Genomic DNA, 18,941 nt, shown 5'->3' with positions numbered 1-18,941 from the left:
TTTTTGTGAAGTCGGTTTATCAAAAAGATTTAATAACCTAGACATCGTTAATGTAACACGCAATGATAACCTCGAATAAGTTATCCTTAAGCGAGGCTAAAATCTTGGCTGAAGGGGCTGAGGCTGAAGCTAAGAGGTTGGGAATAAAGGTTTGCATTGCTATTTCTGATGATAGTGGTCTACCAATACTATTTCATAGAATGGAAGGAGCGTTTTTAATTAGTATAGAGATTTCTCAATCAAAGGCATTTACCGCAGTGGCAGTTGGAATGCCCACTAGGCAAATCGGAGAAACTGCTCATCCGGGGAAAGTAAATTATGGTCTACAATTTAGTAACTTAGGAAAGTTCACTATACTACCAGGTGGGTTTCCAATAATAGTTGATGGTAAGGTTGTGGGAGGGATAGGTGTCAGTGGAGGAACTGGGGAACAAGATGAGCAAATAGCACTTTATGCGTTAAAGTACTTTAAGGAGAATACTAAGCTTAACGTGAAGTTAGACTTTTAATGTGATTTTTATGATAATCGACGTTCATTCCCATATTTATCCCAAGGTTTATATGGATTACCTTTCGAAGAAGAACGTCTTAACACCTAATGGTATAATAGTAAATAACAGAGTTTACGTGGTTAATGACCTATTACTGAATTTAGAAGATAAGATAAGGGATTTTAAGAATAAGGTTAAAGGTGAAGACGTCACTATCTTCCTTTCAATTCCACCTCCTTGGACATATTTTCTACCTAAGGATGAGGAAGTGAAGTTGACTAAGTCGTGTAATGATGAGTTAGTTAAAATAGTCAATGATAAAGAATTGAGGGGTCTAGCTACCTTACCTTTGAATGATGTAGATGAGGCAATAGGGGAAGCGGAGAGAGCTATAAAAGAGTTGAATTTAGACGGATTTATTCTGGGGACAGGTGTTGGAAACAAGAGTATTGCGAATGACGAATTCAAGCCATTACTAAGCAAAATTAGTTCATTGAATAAACCAATTTTTATACATCCTGGAACTTTGAATTTAGGAATTAATGAAGGGGCCCTTAGTACTATAGTGAGCTATCCATTTGAGACAACGTTTGTGATGAGTGAGCTAGCTATAAGTGGGAGTTTAGAAGAATATAACTTAAAAATAATTATACCACATGGAGGAGGATTCATTCCATACCAACTAGGTAGAATTGACATGTTATATGAGAGCAAAAGGAGTAAATTTAAACCTAGTGAATACCTTTTAAAGAGTGTTTATTATGATACAGTAATGTACGACAATAGAGAGTTCGAATTATTGGTCGAAAGGGTAGGAACTGAGAAGGTAGTCTTTGGAACAGATCATCCATTCCCGATTTCTAAACCTGAGTTATTCATTAAGATAGTAGGAAGCTTAACTAAGGAAGAAAGGGATAAAATACTTTATGAGAATGCTAAAAAACTATTTAGTTTAGCATAGGTTTAGCTTATAAAAGAAAACCTCGCCTTTTAAGGCGGGGTAAAGGTTTTTAAACTCCTTTTCCTCACCTTTTCTTATGGCACTCCCTTCTGGTCAACTTCAAGAAGATGAGGAGCCCGATCATTACTCCCGCAATACCAGAGCATTCGCACCGTAGCTGTCAGACTGTTCCCTAGTGGGGCACAGCAAAAGAAACTGAGGAAGTTAGCAGACGTTTCAGCGAAGTTGTGGAATGAAGTCAACTATGAGAGAAGGCAACAGTTCTTCCAACAGAAAAAAAGTAAACTTCAAAGCTACTTGGAATAAATTCTACGAGAAGTACAAGGATATTCTTAAAACTGATGTACAAGCTGTATTACAAAAGAACAACGAAGCATGGTCTTCATTCTTCTTGTCGCTAAAGAATAAAGACAGCCTGCCACCATTCGTTCGTCATATTTACCACCGGGGTATTGGAAAGATAACAAGAAAAGGAAGTTAATCCTAGTAGTTATGCAAGACCGTTATGAGGTTGACGAAGAGAAACACTTGCTAATCCTTAAGGACTGGAAGATGGAGATACCCCTTGCAGGAAGGCTAAGGTGGTACGGTACACAAGGCAGGCTAGAGGTACACATTGATGGCAACAAGTTCTATGCTTATATCCCTGTTGACGTAGGTAGGGTTACTGCAAAGAAGAGCAAAAGACCAATGAAGGAATCCCTCATAATTCACGGTGAGAGGGATAAGACACAGATAGCTACACCTAAAGGTAATAAGATAGCATCTATTGACTTGGGCATTAACATGTTAGCAACTGTTACAGTAGATTATGGTACTGTTCTCTTTTACCGTGGTTCAACAGTTAAGAGTGATTACTTCTATTTTCGGAAGAAGGTTGCAGAGTTAGATAGACTAAAGGCTGAGGCAGAGAAGATTAATTTTTAGACAAGCCTAAGCCAATCTATATCGATTAACTATGTCATAGAAAAGATGTATGGACAACAATTTCACCCATCCCCATAAAATTCAATTTTATTCCAACTTATGCTAATAGATTTCGAGTAAATTGTGTTGTAGATTAGGAAGAATATTTTTAGCCATCTCGTTATCGTGTTTCTTGTTGTGTTCCATGTAAAGTCCATGCTTGCTAGCCTATGTTTTAAGCTCCTAAAAACTAGTTCTACTAAGCTTCTGTGTGTGGACAACAATTTGGTGTTTTGAAATAAATTGAATTTTGTTTATTATGGAAAAGTATTTTGTATGAGGCAACTCATCTATTGAGGCGAGAAGATGAATGGGTTTGATTTCCTAATACTCACCTAACTCAACGAGAAACACAATAGCAAGATGGCTAAAAATATTCTTCAATACGATTTGCTCGAAATCTATCGACATAAGTTAGAATATGGGGGTGGATGAAATTGTTGTCCACATTACCATATAATTTTATTTTTTTGAAATTTTCTGTACCTCTTCTATCTTTCTTGATTTTTCAAGAACATAATTCAACTCATTCTCGATTGGTTTTAACTTCTTAATGGTAGTCTCATAAATTGCTTTTACATCTCCCCCCTTCATTGTAGTAATGTAAACTAAAATCTCCTCTAAGAGATTACTAGTATTACTATCACCTAAAACTGAAGTAAGAGCTATGAGAAAATCTAAAGTTCTTTTCATACTCATCTCTCTCTCCTTATCCTCTAAAATCTTCATATATTCTTTCATTATTGACATCAATAAAATAGCCAGAATCAAACTTAAAAGAAATTGTAATATAAGTGATAATTCTCCCGTCAAAGAAATAAGCCTCTTACTATTAGCTTATCACTTATCAATCTCCTTCCTTAACTCTTCTAATTTCTTAGCTAACTCTAAGTATTCCCTAGCTCTTTGTAAATATTTCATACCTTTTTCAGTTAATTTGTACAAATTTCCTTCTCTTTTTATATACCCGCTTTTTACCAATTGATTTAAATATTTGTTGAAGGGTCTGGTACTGAGGTTAACCTTATACATGAGTTTTGTCTTATTAATACCATCTGTACAAGCTTCCAACATGGTAATAGTTATCTCTAGGCTATTCCTCTTTTTCTTTAAAAGCATATATATTTATATTAGACAAACCTTTTAAAGATTACGGCTAATCAAAGAAGGACGTAAACAAAGGGAAAAATATTAATTCTTACTCGATAAAAAATTATTGTTCTTAATTTTTGCTACAAAAATCATGAATTATAGGAATACAAATAAACTACATTGTCATGTATAAAGTAATATCCACTATCAAACCGTATGGCTCTAGCGTTGTAGTGTCTCATCATTTTCATGAAGTCCTCCAAGGAGTTAACCTTTATTTGTGTCATATTAGTCGGTGGGGGCGGTCCTCTGATTGAATTCCTATTTATTATTTTCATAGCATCTGGAGTAACTATGAAGAAAGCTGATATTCCAAAGAGTATTAAGAAAAACGCTCCATAAAAGTAAGTATAGTTATACCCAGATGTTGCCTTGATTAAAATCTCTCTATAGAAAGAACCTGACACTGTTGAATCGTTATAGTTTAAGACAGAAATATTAAATGAACTATTCTCTATTACAATTCCGTCTCTAACATAAATTGGCTCTTCGCCATAAGGATATTTTAAATTAGCGTAAACACTTATGTTTAAAATAACAATGTATGATATCCGATGAAGAAGTCTTACGTAGAGCAGAAGAAGAACGACGACAACAACAACGTGAGTGGTTATAATAGAGAAGGAAAAAGGTACTAACGACAAGAAACTAAAACCTTTACCGGGATTTTTCGGAGGTGGGGGAGTAAGTGTACTAACGACAAGAAACTAAAAACCCGTGGAGATAGAGTATTTTTACAATCTCCATAAGCCCTACAATAAGTGTATTCTTATTGCTTATCCCGTCTAATACCCCCTGAAACTTCACAATACATTCCTCCAAATTGTTGACTACTTCAATGCCTTTTCCTTTAAGGCTTAACTCAACTTTCCTTTTATCACTTCTAATGTGTGTGGACAACAATTTCATCCACCCCCATAAAATTCAATTTTATTCCAACTTATGCTAATAGATTTCGAGTAAATTGTGTTGTAGATTAGGAAGAATATTTTTAGCCATCTCGTTATTGTGTTCCTTGTTGAGTTCCATGTGAAGTGTGAGTCCATGCTTGCTAGCCTATGTTTTAAGCTCCTAAAAACTAGTTCTACTAAGCTTCTCTTGCCAAAAGTTTCAACCTCGTGTTTTGCATTGAACCAAGAGAATGCCTTGTAGACTGATGCCTTATCGTGTAGGAAGATAACCTTATCCCTCCAATTCTCAAGCTTAATACCATTTAATATCACATAAACGTGGAAACCACTCCTAAGACTAGTCAACATGAAGAACACAACAAGCCCAGACTCGTAATGCCTAACAACCCATAAGTAGTAATACTCACCATTAACCCTCAAAACCTTAGTCTCATCAACGAGCAAATAATCCCCACGCTTAACATCAACCTTAACCTCATAATTAACATTAGCCAACTTGTGAAAATAGTAGAGCAAGGTAGTGTGAGGTAATAAAGTCCTCCAACTTGACAAGCCTAGCAAGTAAGAGGTTAAGGCTAATGCAATATCATCCAAGGAATGAAACCTAGGCTTAACACTTATATACTTTAAAAGGGTAGAGATAATTTGGGTGAGGGCGAGGAAATCAAACCTATTGATATTCTCACCCCCATAAATAACTCGCCCTCACCCTAAAAACACTTTTCCACAATAAAGAAAATTCAATTTATATCAAAACAACCAAATTGTTGTCCACACACCTTCTAATCTGCGTAGGCGATAAATATCCCTTTTTAATCAAATTATTTATCGAGTCACTTAGAGTCGGTTGGGTTATAAGTGGCCTAGTTAACATCTCCTTTTGCGTTACCTTTCTGTGTGTGGACTTCATCTAACTGTAAAATTTTATTTATTCAATGGATTTAGAGTATATTGCAGAAGAATAAGCCATCTTGCTATTGTGTTTCTCGTTGAGTTAAGTACTAGGAAATTAAGCCCATTCATCTTCTCGCCTCAATAGATGAGTTGCCTCACACAAAATACTTTTAAAGAAAATTCAATTCATATCAAAACAACCAAATTGTTGTCCATACACACTTTTTTCTGCATTTACAACAATACTACATATATGAGTTGATTTAAAAAAGAGATATCATAGTAATCGCTTTTAAATATTAGATTCGGTTAATTCAAAATAATAGCGTTATTCTCACATTAACGACACCTCACTCTTTATACTTGAAAACACATATTATTTTTTTAGTTGGAACGATGTTTTCGAGTATAAAAGGAAGTGACCACCTCCTTAAAATTACTTACAAGCTAAAACATATCATCGAAGACTTCTTTGTTCGATATGAAACAATATTGAACTCATTTAAGTTGAGATCATTAAACAAGTTTTTCACATATAATTCATGCGTGTGCAACGATCTGTTTTTTATATAAATTGAATTTTCTTTATTGTGGAAAAGTGTTTTTGGGGTGAGGGCGAGTTATTTATTATGGCAAGAAGATGAACAGGTTTGATTTCCCAAATTGTCCTTTTAAGCCTAGGTTTCATTCCTTGGACGAGATTGTATTAGCCTTAACATCTTACTTGTCAAGTTGAGGACTTCATTACCTCACACTACCTTGCTCTTCATAAGTTGGCTAATGTTAATTATGAGCTTAAGCTTGATATTAAGCATGGGATCGTTTGCTCGTTGATGAGGGTTAATGGTGAGGTGGGTTGTTAGGCATTACGAGTCTGGGCTAATTCCTCATGTAGTTTCCACGCTTAAGCTTGAGAATTGGAGGGATAAAGTTACACGATAAGGCTATAAGGTATTCTCTTGGTTAAAACATGATGTTGAAACTTTTGGCAAGCTTAGTAAGTGTTCAGAAGCCTAAAGCAATTATGGACTTCACATGGAACTCAACAAGAAACACAATAACGAGATGGCTAAAAATATTCTTCTACAACACAATTTACTCGAAATCCATTAGCATAAGTTGGAATATGGGGGTGGATGAAATTGTTGTCCACACACGTAAGCCTTTGGGTGGGACTGGTGAGGAGGTTTATAATAGTTTGGTTAATGGTAATGCTGAGGTTAAGTTGGGGGATTTGGGTTCTGCTAGGAGGGTTGGGGAGAGGGTTACTCAGTATACTTCGCAGTATTGTTCTATTGATCAAGTTAAGGCTATGATAGTTGGTAGGGCTGACCCATCAATGGATGTGTTCTCTTTTGGGGCTTCTCTTTACACGGCTTTGACTAGGAGGTCTTTTAATCCCCAGAGTTGGTTAAGTTGATGGATGATGCTTTAGATGATTATGTGAGGAATGGGAGTAGGTTCTTGAGTATCTTGAAGGAAGCTGAGGAGAAGTACATGAGATATTATAGTGGTGGGTTAATAGCCTCTCTTTCCGCTTATCCAGATAATTTTAGAAAGGTTATTTTGCTCACTACTAATCCAGATCCTAGTAAGAGACCTAGAATGGATTATATCATAAGCCTACTCTAGATTCTAAGGTGAGGCAGTTCAACAATCTTCAAATATATGAATGAAATCTAAACATCATTAATTTAGTTTTAAGTAAATATCATTTAAGGTTATTAGGTAAGTTTTATTTAGGTAACTATAAGCACAGTAATATTAAAGATATACATTGCCACTAAAGTAACTCCGAAGTAAATCTTAGACGATAATTTAGTTCCAATTTTACGTAATTTGGAACTCTTTTATGAAAGCTATATTTATATTACGGTTCTCATATAATTCTTAAATAAAAGGGGGTGTGTACACATGAGTATTGGTATATTTGGGAATTTAGAAGTAATGTTAGTGCTGAGTACATTGTTTAATCCGGTTGGTCTATCTATTATTGGATTTACTATTGCAATATTAATGATAGTGGAATATGTTGTGTTATGGCTACTTACAGAGGAGCTTACCACGAGGGAACAAGTGATAACGATAATTAATCTAATAATTTCGCTGGCATATTCTATTGCAAACTCTCCTCTCATAATTCCTCCTCTCTATAACATAATTAATAACGCTTATGAATCGAATAAAGGATTCTACTCTTTACTTTACATGGCTATTTTCATTGCATTAGTAATTTTAGGAATTATTCCCGTGTTGATGTATCTTAGGAAATATCATAATTTTAATAATCTAAGTAAGCGATACCAGGAGATATCTTTAAAGATTACATCGGTTCAACAAGCCTATCAGGAAATAAACTCTAAACTTAATACTTCTCAGAATGAGATAAAGGAAGTAATCGATAACATTAATAAGGCAACAGAGCTATATAACACAGCTTTAAGGAATCCCGATCTAATCATTACCTCTTTAGATAATAAGCCTGAAATGCCAGATGTGGTCAGACCAAACATAAATTATGTCGTAGTGGGACTAGGAGGTGTAGGGACTGCTTTACTTAGGGGTTTTATAGACTACTTGTTGTCTCAAGGATCTATTAGGGAAAATACAGATAATCCTTTCCTTTTTGTAGCTTTTGACACTAACCAAGCTAATATATCAGACCTTAGGAACGCATATAAAGGGACTGTCGTAGAAAACCTTCTATACACGTTCGATAACTTTGAGCTACTTTCTGCGAATAACATAGTAAATCATAATCCTTGGTTGGCAGGGTTCAGTCTAAGCTACATTCAAGGGGCGGGAAACAGGAGAGCTGTAGGTTTCGCCATGTATAATACAGTTAAGGATGCTTTAATGCAAGATATCGCTATGAGGTTAACAGCTCTTATAAATAGGACTATGACTCCGAGAGTACTTTTAATAGTGTTAACTTCTCTGGGGGGAGGTACAGGATCGGGCTCTTTCATACATTTCACTAGAGATTTGTTAGAGAAATTAAGAGAGACGACTCGAGTAAACGACCCTTACGTGTTGGGATTTGGTGTACTACCTAGATCTGAAGAGGGAGCTATATTCCACATAAATGCAATGGCAGCTATGAAAGAGATGCAATTTATATTAAGCAATGGTGGGGCCAGGGCTGATGAGGAGAATAATGTTACGAATCCGTTTTTAGCATTTTTCTTAATTAGCAGGGACAGACCAGAGAAGGATGTTGACGAGAATATAAGAATAGGGTTAGCTAGATTTTTGTCTGATATAGGTACGTCTGGTGTGAGGGAGGCAAGGCCCAATAACATCAATATTCAACCTGGAGGAGCCGGTTACACGGATACTTTTGATTTAGATGATATTAGGACAAACGTAAATTTAGCACCCAATTCGTTCTTAACATTTAGTAGATATGATATATATTTTCCTGCATCTAGAGTATCGTGGTATAAGAATATTGGGATACGTATCTCAAATGAGATAAATGACCGATACACAAGATTAACTAGGCTCTTGGCTGAGATCCGTGATGATATATCCAAATATAAGGCTAATACTTCAAACTTAGAAAATGAGATTAATACGCTGATAGAAGACCTTAACTCGCTAATTACTAAGGTCTATAGGAAATGGAGTTCAATAACAAGTAATATGCATAAAGATCTCCTCCTATGGAGGGCTTCAATAGAAGAGGGAGGTAGTTATGGTCCTAGTAACTTAGAAACTCCGTATAATAGATTAATGAGCTCTACAGAAGAAGGTCCAAACAAAAACACGATAGAGAGAAGAATTAATGAGTTTAACTCTACAGTGAAATCTGAGGAGGTGTTCCTAAAGAATCCTCCTGCATCCTCTATACAGTACGTATTTGGAGTACCAAATTTAGAAAACTTTAACTATCCACTCGAGAGAACTTTCCTCTATGAAGTTTTATCCCAAAGAAGGGATGAGTTCAGTAGGGCTCTATCACATCTCAGGTCTCCCCTAGGTGAAATTGGTCTAACAATGTTAAACATTGATTATACGAGGATAAACCTTCCGTTAAACGTTACTACAGATGCTAAGAATTTCATTTCAGAGCATAATCCCAGTCTAATTAGAAACGTCAGAGGTCAAGATGACAGAGGTCAAGATGTAGTTTCATCTCCACCATTAGTTACCGCCCTTATGGTAACCACTTCGTCCGATGAAAACATATTAGTAAATGAGTTCCCGAATGACAGAGCGATAAGAGATGGATTGCAAAGTAAGGCCATTAATCCTACGTTCAAAAAAGGGTACATACAATACAAGAGGTTTGATATATCTACATATCACATAATAAATGGCATATACGTGTGGAAAATAAGCAGTAAGGAACAACCAATTCTAAGAGACTTAACTTATCTAGAAAGATCCTATAAGGAAATGAAAGACAACAGACCTGAAGAGATGATATTTCATCATACTCTCTTCTATGACGACTTAGAAGCATTTGAGAATATAACCAATATCGGAATTGGCAATACGATACAATCAGAAGCGGTGAGAAAAATAGCTGATTTTTGGAGTAACTTTGACCCCACGTTATACTATATAGATATATGGGGAATCATTGATTTGTCATACGTTTATAGTGGCATTAAGAGTATCAACAATGACTTGAGGAATATAATGCTAGAGCTAAGCAACGCTATAAGAAGCCTGGAAAATGGTTCAACTAACATAGATCTTCCGAAAATAAGGAGTGCTATTGACAGAGTCTCTAATGTTAAACTACCTTCAGCTGAAATATTCAACAATATAAGAGAGAAAAATGAAACTGTGAACAATCAAAATGTTAATAGGGCAATCGAAGATATAAACAAACTCACGTTTGATACGTTACAGTTATTAGAGGATATTAGACAGAAATACGCTAAAGACTACATAACTAAGTTGAATGAACTCAAAAAGAAAACTACAGACTACTACCTATCTAATATAGCTCAAAACTTGATAAATTACGTAGATAGGTTAAGCAGGAGTTGTGATGATCTTTTCAATGTCCTAAATAATTTTAGGGAAGAGACTCAAGGGATGAGAATAAGAGGGTGAGAGAGATATGCCAGAAAGGGATCCAGAATCGCTTTTACTGGAATATTTTAAAAAAAGTGGAGCAGAAAGGGGTTTTTTTATTTTAAAAGGGCTTAATGATTTTGTTAAAAATTTCTCAGAATATAGAGAATTTATTAATGATCAAGAAAAGTTATTTAATGTGATCACCGAGTACCAACTAATGTTGAGCATAGCTAAACAATTAACAACTAGACGTGGAGGTCTAAGAACATTGGAGAGGGTGTTATCTGACAGATTCGATATTAGAGCTTTGGAAAAAACTTCCCAAAGTCTCGCTGCTGACTTAGAGAGAAAGTTAAGTGAGGAATGCTCTACAATTGTAGGTTACTATAACCAATCAAAGTTCCCTATAGTTTTGAATAAAGACTGCACTCAACTTTATACAGATCCATACAATAACGCGGATTACAATTTTCCCTCAAGACTTCTTTCATTTGCTTATTATGTGGCTAAAATAAGGTATTCCTACAACGCAGTCAACAAGGTTTCAAGGGATTTTTTCCAGTACTACGCAGAGAAGGTAAACTATAATAATCGGTTTGGGGATATAGGAGATGCCATAAGAACGGTAAACGAAGTTTTATTGAACCCAGGTTCAATACAATCACTTAGGGATTCTGCTCGAATATTGAGAGATGTGGCAAGGTTCTTATGTGACATGTGTATCTATCTAGGGTTCTTTCCGGTAGAAGTTAACGCAAATAGGGATTCTGTTGAACACCTGAGCAAACTCGAGCAATATTTATGGGATTCTACTCGAAAAATATTGTATTATATTAAGGATCATACGAGCGATTTCTTAAACCTTATCCCTCAAAACACTTTTAACGCTATATCGTATACAGACTTTCGATCTGCACTAACTACTACAGTAAACACTCTAATAAATGTTTTACAAAATAAGGATATTAAGAAGCTAGAGAGTATTCTAACTAATGGAGGACAACTAAGTTTACTCCAAGCTTATATGGCAGATTTACTCTTTTTTATCTTCTTTAGTATCGTGGATGCCTTAGATTTGTATAATAATGATACAAAGCTAGTTAAGGATTTAATATTGAAGATACCTTATGAGGATAGATTGAGAATAAGCTCCTCCATTTTAGGAATAGGAACGGGAAGTCAACGTATCAAGAGCTTAAGTTGCTGGGAAATTTATGATCGTACTCAGATTCTAAATGATATTTCAAGGCAGGTTTATACAAACGAGACCACTGTAGCTGGAGCAATTAGCAGCTTATATAATTACGTTTTACTCTCTATGGAAACTAAATATACAACAGAGGACATAGTGAAGATGTTTAAGAAAATTTTATCCTCCAAAGCGATGATGATATACTTAGCAGGATATCCAGAATACAGTGATACGGTTAAGCTTTTAGACAGGCTGGAGAACATTAGAGATTATACGACCTTAATAAACGATCTAGTAAACCTAAATGATGTTATTAATAAGTTAAGGGATGATAAGATTATTGATAGATTATCAACTATGTTAATTAAAGTGGTAAAGGGGGAGCCACCTAATCCTGAAAAACTGGATTATACAACTATCTCATCTAAGGTAGTTAGGAAGAGAGAAGTAAATATCTCGATGATAAAAAATTCAGAGCAATATGACTTCGAGAGTGATACTAGAGTAGTGAGAACTTTACCTCCAATATATCAAATGTGGAGTGTTATTAAAGATGGGGATTCGGTAGTTGACGTTGTAAATAATGTTAAGAAAAGTTTTGGTATTAGTGATGATAATTTAGCTATAAGAATGACGATGTTCTACTTGAATACTTTAGCCTCTGTTGATCTAATCTGGTTTGAGGAGAAGGCACCAGAAAAAACTAAAAATCAACAAAAAATGAAAACGGAAAAACCTCAGGGGGCTAATCAAGGAGAATATAATAATACATCCCCTATCACTGGTACTCAGCCTATCCCTAAACCTGAAAAAACTCCTAAAAATGATTTGAGTAAGCCTACAACTGCTGGGGGACTAGGTATTTTCTTAACTTTAATTGGGTCAATTTTATGGATCTCTATTAGTCTGCATCTCCTCATCTTTGGATTGGGTATCTTTATAATAGGGTTAGTTCTCTTCAGTCTTACATTTAGTAATAGACCAGATTATAGTATAATAGGCGAAGGGATAGTAATATTTTACGCCGCACTCTTTATAGTCACAAGTATCGCATTTGGACCTCCTACTTACGTAATTAATATTATTAAAGTAATTTACTTAATTAATTTAATACTAGGAATATATATATATGTCTACGAAAGAAAACCGATTACTCAATGACCTTACAGAGTTGGTAACATGGCAGATAAAATAAATCAGAATCTAATAAAAAACTTATCATATTTTTTCAAAAATAAAACTGTTAGAAAAAATAAGCTCACGCTTAGTAATGAGTTGTTACACTACTTTATAAATCAAGGCATAGTTAGCAAGGATAAAGGAAGTTATTTCATGAACGTATCATATAAGTTTATAATACTCAAGTACTCAGACCTCATAAAAGTCCATGAGTCTAAAAAAGAATTGATGTATACGGAGTCAATATCTTTGTTAACCATGATAATGGATGAGGATTGTGAAAAAATTTCATTTCTTCATTATACTCCAAATAAAGGCGTGGTGAAAATTAAAAAGAGAAAAGCAGAGATACTCACGTCTGATAAATTAATGAAACCTAATGATATCTCTGCAAAGGTCTCAGTGAAGAGATTATCTAATTTAATCAATGGAGAAGTTAATCTTGGCTCAGCCTCAGTAGGTGAGGTAGTAAAATTTGGATACTATATATGGAATAAGCTAGAAAAAGAAGGGGATAATGAAGTACATGAAAGTTACTCTTGGATATATGCACCTACTTTAAAATATGAAATTAAGGTCTTTTTACCGTATAATATGAAAATAGAGTCCATAAATATGGAAAGATACATGTATGTTAACGACAACATAGTAGTTCGAGCACCTATCTTGAGATCATATTCCTTAAACCAAAGTAACAACCACTTTGAGATAGTAATGCAATACGTTGATTATGGAATATATGGAGTATCGTATAGCTTTCACACTAACAAAGACCACTCAAATGAATTAAAGTAATCCATCGGAAGGGATATGAGGGGATTAAAATCCCTAAAATCCGTCTATTAGTCAAAATGTACTTTGACACAACTGCACCGTATCCACATAAGGGCATTTTTCCAATAAAGTTTAAATACAATAATGAGTTTTTAAATTTGTGAGAGTTTGAAAAAAATCCCTATACTTCTCATACTTTTAATTCTAATGTTATCGCTATTTTCTTTAATCTCTGAATCACAAGGTAATTGTTCCCCACCAACCATATCCCTAGGAGAGCCTGAAATTAACGGAACTGAAGTAACCATAAACGGAGTAGCATTACCGGGAGGAAACAGTTGTACAATAACCTCAATCACGTGGTCATGGGGTGATGGAAATATTACTACAAGTTGGTTTCCGGCCTCTCACATATATTCAAAGTATGGTACGTATCATATAGTGGTCATTGCCCATCAGTCTAATGGGCTTAACGCCTCAGCCTCGGTCACAGTTACCCTCTTATCACCCTACTATACTCCAACATGTAAGTCTTCTCCACCTGTGATACAGAAAGGGGCGAAACCAGGTAAGGGTTATCCAATCTCGATATTTTACTCCCCTTATAGGGGGGTTCTACCAAATAAATCTACCCAGATACTCCAGCCTGTACCTAATGGTACGTTAGGGCTAAGTTTAGAGTTTACAATGGTACGTTAAACATTACCATATATCAAGGGTCAAAGCTTATATACAACGGGACTATAGAAGGACCCCCTTTCAACTATGTGGCAACATCAAGGGCGTTAAGCTATAGTTATGTAGACTTTGTTTCGAATGGGCAGGAGTTGAGGATAATTCTTGATAACCCCGGATCTACTATAGCGCTCTTCGCTTACAATCTTTACAACGCCCCTATCACTAACTTTACAGCTTCCTTAATAACATTACCTCCCCAATTTGCAGTGAATATAGGACCATCTTCAAATCCTCCAAATAACACTGGGATGTCACTTATTCTAAAGGCTCCAAACTATACCGCACCAACTCCTTTAGCTATTTGGATAGGGGAGGGATTCTATAATTCCACAAACTTCTGGTGGGCACAAGTTGGCTTTAATGATTGGTCTGAAAGCTACGACAACGTATCTCACGCGGGCTGGGGCATATTTTCCAACTATTTCGGTAGCCCTGGTGGGACAGACTTTAACTACCCACTAGTCTCTGGCGTTATTTACAACTTTACTATGGTTTACGTAGGTAATGGGGATTGGGCTTTCTTGGTTAATGGTACCCCAATTGTTGAACCCGGTCTACCAGGTTACATACACACTGGGACTACTTATGCTAACGGTGGTGAGGACTTTGGTATAGAGACGTTAACTGCTTTTTCAGCCAGCTACAATATAACCAACCTGGTCGAGGTTCCCATTATGATGCTCTTTAAGGTTAATGGTACTTGGATTAAGCCAAATGGATTATATTTCATAGTGAATGGGATTGGTGAGAATTGGTGGAATGGCAACGCAACTTCAGCGAGTTCCATACCTTTCTGGGGCATTGAGGGACATTTGCAAAACAGTAGTATACCCAACGATTCATTGTTAATCCAAGACGGTCTGTCTGCTGTAGTCTCTACTCCTGCAGAGGGATATTATCCTTTATATGGTACATATCAAGCCCCGGGTTATATACCAAGTATTGGAGGTAGTAATTATGGTCCAACATTAGTTAAGGTAAGAGTAATTAATGGAACTTTGAGCCTTCACTCTCTGACTAGGACCTACGTTTCCATAGCCTTTATCAACTCAAATGGTATAATTCTTAAGCAAATCTCGTTAAGACTGCGTGAAAACTCTACAACAACTTTGTCTATTCCACCCCTTTCATTAACAGATAAAAACGGTAATGGGGTATATGGGGTTATGATCTACGCAAGTACATTGTATTTAGGAGGGACACAAACAACGTATAACCAACAGATGTACATACCATTAAATGTGGTTCCCACCATTAAATTAAATGCATATGTGTTCAACCCAGGTGAGAAATTGTTGTTAAGCGGAAAAGCTATACCAGACTCAGAAGTTGATATAAAGTTGTTTAACCCACACGGTGAAAAGGTAGTTGAGAAGTTAGTTAATACGTCTTCCTCTGGACTTTACAATACTACTTTAATTTCATTCCCGTCATCTCCGAACAGCACTTTTCCATACGGCAGTTATGAGATAGAGGTTAATGACACTTTGGTCTCCTCCTACGTAAATATTAGCTTTATGCCTCTGATCTATTCCTTGACCTTTGTTGAACAAGGTCTTCCGCAAAACTCCACGTGGTCAGTTACCCTCAATGGTACTACTAAGGCCAGCAACTCCTCTTCTATCACATTCTACGTTACAAAGGGAGATTATTACTATTTAATATCAAACGTAAGCTATAGTATTAACTATACAGTTGGTTACACTCCTCAAGTCCAGAAAGGTTATATAAAGCTTGATAATAACTCCACAATAAGGGTATTATTCACTCCTCAACTCTTTAGGCCTATACTTAACATATCCTTCTTATCTAATGGTTCTGTAGTAAAGAGGCTGATACAAGGTAGTACTTATACTCTACGGATAATAGCAAAGAATTTAGGTAATGCGTCAGAGAACGTAAAACTGACTATATCGATGACCGTGGACGGAAAATACATAGTTAATGGAACTGAGTATAATTTCACTTTAAGTCAGAATGGAAGTAAGCTGATGGAGCTCCCAATAAAATTTAACATAAGTGGAAACATGACTTTAAGCGTCTCCTTATATGGGGTAAACGAAAAAGGGGAAATAGCGTACGCTTACGTCTATATGCGAGAAACAGTATACACACAAGGAAATTATCAGAAGAACAGTTCTACTACTCAAACAAATACTCAAAAAAACATCAACACCTCTTCCGTAACTTCTCAATCCAGAAGTTTAACAACTCAAACTAAGTCTAGCACCCTTGGCTCTAAGTCATTGCCTTACAATATCGTTTTTATAAGTATAGTTGCATTAGTTACCATTAGTGCAATAATTATTTTACTCTCGAAGAGAAAATGATTTTTCCCATTTAAGTGTTTTCAACTTATTATGATTATAATGGATTATAGTTCTATTTTAATAGCGTATAGCTTGAGTTATTTTTCCTTCGTTCCCCTCTTAACGAGTCTCATTGTATTACAGTTTATCAAGCTAGTACGTGGTAGTCGTCACTTAATTCTCTTTCGATTGTATCTCAGTTTCCTTAAAGTTTTTCTCATCCAAACTGAGAATATGTTCCCTTATCTGACTATTATTTAAATATCCACTTGTATAATACTCTTAATACGGGTCAACAAATTTGTGTGTTGACAACAATTTGATTGATATAAATTGAATTTTCTTTATTTCGGGAAAGTATTTTTGGAGATATTTATTATGGCGAGAATAGGTTTGATTTCCCAAATTGTCCTTTTAAGCCTAGGTTTCATTCCTTGGACGAGATTGTATTGGCCTTTTACTTGCTAGGCTGAAGGACTTTATTACCTCACGCTACATTACTCTTCACAAATTGGCTAATGTTAATTACGAGGTCAAGGTTAATATTAAGCGTGGGGATCATTTGCTCGTGTTCAGAAGCTTAAGCAAGCATGGACTCCACATGGAACTCAACAGGGGACACAATAACGAGATGGCTAAAAATATTCTTCCACAACACAATTTACTCGAAATCCATTAGCATAAGTTGGAATATGGGGTGGATGAAATTGTTGTCCACACACGCATGATCTAAGATAAAAAATTTTATAGGCTTCACTAAACTACATTCACAATGAAATCGCTGTTTACGCAACAAGCTATCTTTCAATAAAATATTTATATACCCCTCCTAGATAATTAAATTATAGTGTTTTCACTTTATCTGGAAAAATAAAGGAATCAGACAGTTAATTGTACAATAAAACTAAAATATCAAAGTATATTAAAAAAGATGGAAAATAAGATTGAATATTTTATAAGATTGTTACTGATTGTATAAGCTACTAGTGTTTTAACTTCTGAAATTCCCTACACTGAATCAAAATATTCCTCTTTTATTCTCTTAATTTTATAGAAAAATAACGATCTGACATATATATAGTAATACATGAATTTGCTATATTATAATTTAAAGTTACCATGACCATACTTTGTTTCATGGAACTGAGAGATAGAATGACAGTATGCAGTAGATGCGGTAAAATCGGTACTTCCGTGATAAGGAGAGTTATAAATAACAAGGAGTATCTTTATTTGAGTCATTACAATCCCTATACTAAAAAAACGGAATATTGTTACTTAGGTTCCTTGAATGAGGCGAAAGACTTAGTAGATGAAGCAAGAGACTATATGGACATAATTATTAAGGTAAATAAAGGAAGTCCTTTGAATTGGCAAAGTGATCTAGTTAGAAGATTGAAAAAGCTAAAAGTTTTGAGGGAAGAAGGTGGAAGTACAGTGATTGGTGATTTTGACTTAATGTATCTTATGATCTCAAAATATACTTATATGTATCCTTCTGGGACAAGACTATCAGAGACTATATATAATGGAATAGCATTAAGACCGGTGAAAGAATTGAACCTCTTCCTAAAGATCTGGGGGAAGAAGGGTAAATGGCCTTCAGTGAAACAATTGGATTATCTTAGAGCCTATATCAAAAATGAAATAATAAGGAACTTCTCGGATAGAAAAGTTGTAATCAAAAGAATCAAAATTAACCCAGAAGTTATGGAATTGAAGGCAATTTTTGACCCACCCTTAGAGGTAGGGGAATTCATCTCATTCGGATATAGATTAAAAATTAAAAATCATTATGCTTTAACGAAAGATGAAGCTATAAAGAGATATGGTGCACCCTTTAGCTCAGAGGGGTTAATGATAAGAGGACCTACCTTAAGAGCCTTAATAGAGATGACTTTTCCTAAGGGATTTAAGTATGAATTTACGGAGATAGCTAGCTTCTTGTACCTTCATTCGGACCAACCTATGGATAAAGTAAAAGTCGACTGTTATCATAACTTTGACAAGAAGCAGGATAAACTTGTTCTTGAGTTATTTGAGCCAACAGTAGGAATGAATTATAATATAATCTGGTATCCTCCTTAATAGTAAATTTATTCTTTAAGCAGCTTTACATCGAGGAATATTTTTAACACTTTTCTAATTCAGTTTTTTCTAAAGAGTTGCTCGAACGAGTTATTAAGATTTTCTAATTTATGAGTTACAACTTATTGCATTTCCGAGACACATTAACCTTGAAAAATCTACGAAAGAATATAAATTATAATAACATTGAACTTCATAGATCGTATATTTAATTTATGTAATTGACAGCTCAGAATAAGCTAATATATAATA

Annotated in this window: 15 protein-coding genes and 1 pseudogene; 11 read left to right on the top strand and 5 right to left on the bottom strand. The window is 35.2% G+C overall.

The features are described from left to right. The first annotated feature begins 62 nt into the window (after nucleotides 1-62). The 3 genes from BFU36_RS13205 to BFU36_RS14360 all read left to right on the top strand — a co-directional run bounded on the left by BFU36_RS13205 (nucleotide 63) and on the right by BFU36_RS14360 (nucleotide 2,379). Complete coding sequence (locus tag BFU36_RS13205) at nucleotides 63-509, top strand: heme-binding protein (protein WP_069284453.1); 447 nt, start codon at nucleotides 63-65, stop codon at nucleotides 507-509. 10 nt (nucleotides 510-519) lie between these two features. Then, complete coding sequence (locus BFU36_RS13200; protein ID WP_069284452.1) at nucleotides 520-1,452, top strand: amidohydrolase family protein; 933 nt, start codon at nucleotides 520-522, stop codon at nucleotides 1,450-1,452. A 492-nt stretch (nucleotides 1,453-1,944) separates the two neighbouring features. Beyond that, nucleotides 1,945-2,379: a transposase gene (locus BFU36_RS14360; protein ID WP_231961170.1), complete on the top strand. Its 435-nt coding sequence runs from the start codon at nucleotides 1,945-1,947 to the stop codon at nucleotides 2,377-2,379. Between the two features lie 62 nt (nucleotides 2,380-2,441). On the opposite strand, the pseudogene BFU36_RS14560 reads toward BFU36_RS14360, so the two are convergent. The 5 genes and pseudogenes from BFU36_RS14560 to BFU36_RS13170 form a co-directional block, all read right to left on the bottom strand. After that, nucleotides 2,442-2,627, bottom strand: a pseudogene (locus BFU36_RS14560) (hypothetical protein); the annotation flags it as partial. 253 nt (nucleotides 2,628-2,880) lie between these two features. Beyond that, complete coding sequence (locus BFU36_RS13190) at nucleotides 2,881-3,168, bottom strand: hypothetical protein (protein ID WP_069284451.1); 288 nt, start codon at nucleotides 3,166-3,168, stop codon at nucleotides 2,881-2,883. Nucleotides 3,169-3,258: 90 nt separating this feature from the next. Continuing rightward, a complete protein-coding gene (locus BFU36_RS13185) occupies nucleotides 3,259-3,537 on the bottom strand; it encodes a winged helix-turn-helix domain-containing protein (RefSeq protein WP_069281366.1) in 279 nt (92 codons plus the stop codon). A gap of 122 nt (nucleotides 3,538-3,659) precedes the next feature. Continuing rightward, entirely contained in the window at nucleotides 3,660-4,214 is a 555-nt protein-coding gene (locus tag BFU36_RS13180; protein WP_069284450.1) for a hypothetical protein, read from the bottom strand. Between the two features lie 261 nt (nucleotides 4,215-4,475). Continuing rightward, nucleotides 4,476-5,177, bottom strand: a complete 702-nt coding sequence (locus BFU36_RS13170) for an IS6 family transposase (RefSeq protein WP_409349244.1) — start codon at nucleotides 5,175-5,177, stop codon at nucleotides 4,476-4,478. Between the two features lie 1,183 nt (nucleotides 5,178-6,360). Here BFU36_RS13170 and BFU36_RS13165 point away from each other — a divergent pair. The 8 genes from BFU36_RS13165 to BFU36_RS13135 all read left to right on the top strand — a co-directional run bounded on the left by BFU36_RS13165 (nucleotide 6,361) and on the right by BFU36_RS13135 (nucleotide 18,689). Then, nucleotides 6,361-6,795, top strand: a complete 435-nt coding sequence (locus tag BFU36_RS13165; RefSeq protein ID WP_143576937.1) for a hypothetical protein — start codon at nucleotides 6,361-6,363, stop codon at nucleotides 6,793-6,795. Next, nucleotides 6,795-7,007 (top strand): hypothetical protein, encoded by a 213-nt coding sequence (locus BFU36_RS13160; protein ID WP_069284446.1) that lies wholly within the window; start codon nucleotides 6,795-6,797, stop codon nucleotides 7,005-7,007. The genes BFU36_RS13165 and BFU36_RS13160 overlap by 1 nt, the downstream gene beginning before the upstream one ends. A 282-nt stretch (nucleotides 7,008-7,289) precedes the next feature. Beyond that, nucleotides 7,290-10,445, top strand: coding sequence for a tubulin-like doman-containing protein (locus BFU36_RS13155; protein ID WP_069284445.1), 3,156 nt, complete (start codon nucleotides 7,290-7,292; stop codon nucleotides 10,443-10,445). Between the two features lie 7 nt (nucleotides 10,446-10,452). Beyond that, complete coding sequence (locus tag BFU36_RS13150; RefSeq protein WP_069284444.1) at nucleotides 10,453-12,762, top strand: hypothetical protein; 2,310 nt, start codon at nucleotides 10,453-10,455, stop codon at nucleotides 12,760-12,762. Nucleotides 12,763-12,780: 18 nt separating this feature from the next. Next, nucleotides 12,781-13,575: a hypothetical protein gene (locus tag BFU36_RS13145; RefSeq protein WP_069284443.1), complete on the top strand. Its 795-nt coding sequence runs from the start codon at nucleotides 12,781-12,783 to the stop codon at nucleotides 13,573-13,575. A gap of 147 nt (nucleotides 13,576-13,722) precedes the next feature. Next, entirely contained in the window at nucleotides 13,723-14,253 is a 531-nt protein-coding gene (locus BFU36_RS14355) for a PKD domain-containing protein (RefSeq protein ID WP_231961168.1), read from the top strand. A gap of 68 nt (nucleotides 14,254-14,321) precedes the next feature. Continuing rightward, a complete protein-coding gene (locus BFU36_RS13140) occupies nucleotides 14,322-16,622 on the top strand; it encodes a hypothetical protein (RefSeq protein ID WP_231961167.1) in 2,301 nt (766 codons plus the stop codon). 1,116 nt (nucleotides 16,623-17,738) lie between these two features. Next, on the top strand, nucleotides 17,739-18,689 hold the full coding sequence (locus tag BFU36_RS13135; RefSeq protein ID WP_069284442.1) for a hypothetical protein: 951 nt from the start codon (nucleotides 17,739-17,741) through the stop codon (nucleotides 18,687-18,689). Nucleotides 18,690-18,941: the final 252 nt, after the last annotated feature.

Source organism: Sulfolobus sp. A20 (assembly GCF_001719125.1).
Taxonomy (GTDB): Archaea; Thermoproteota; Thermoprotei_A; order Sulfolobales; family Sulfolobaceae; genus Saccharolobus.
Note: the sequence above shows the minus strand (reverse complement) of the source record. Positions and strands in the feature narration are given on the sequence as shown.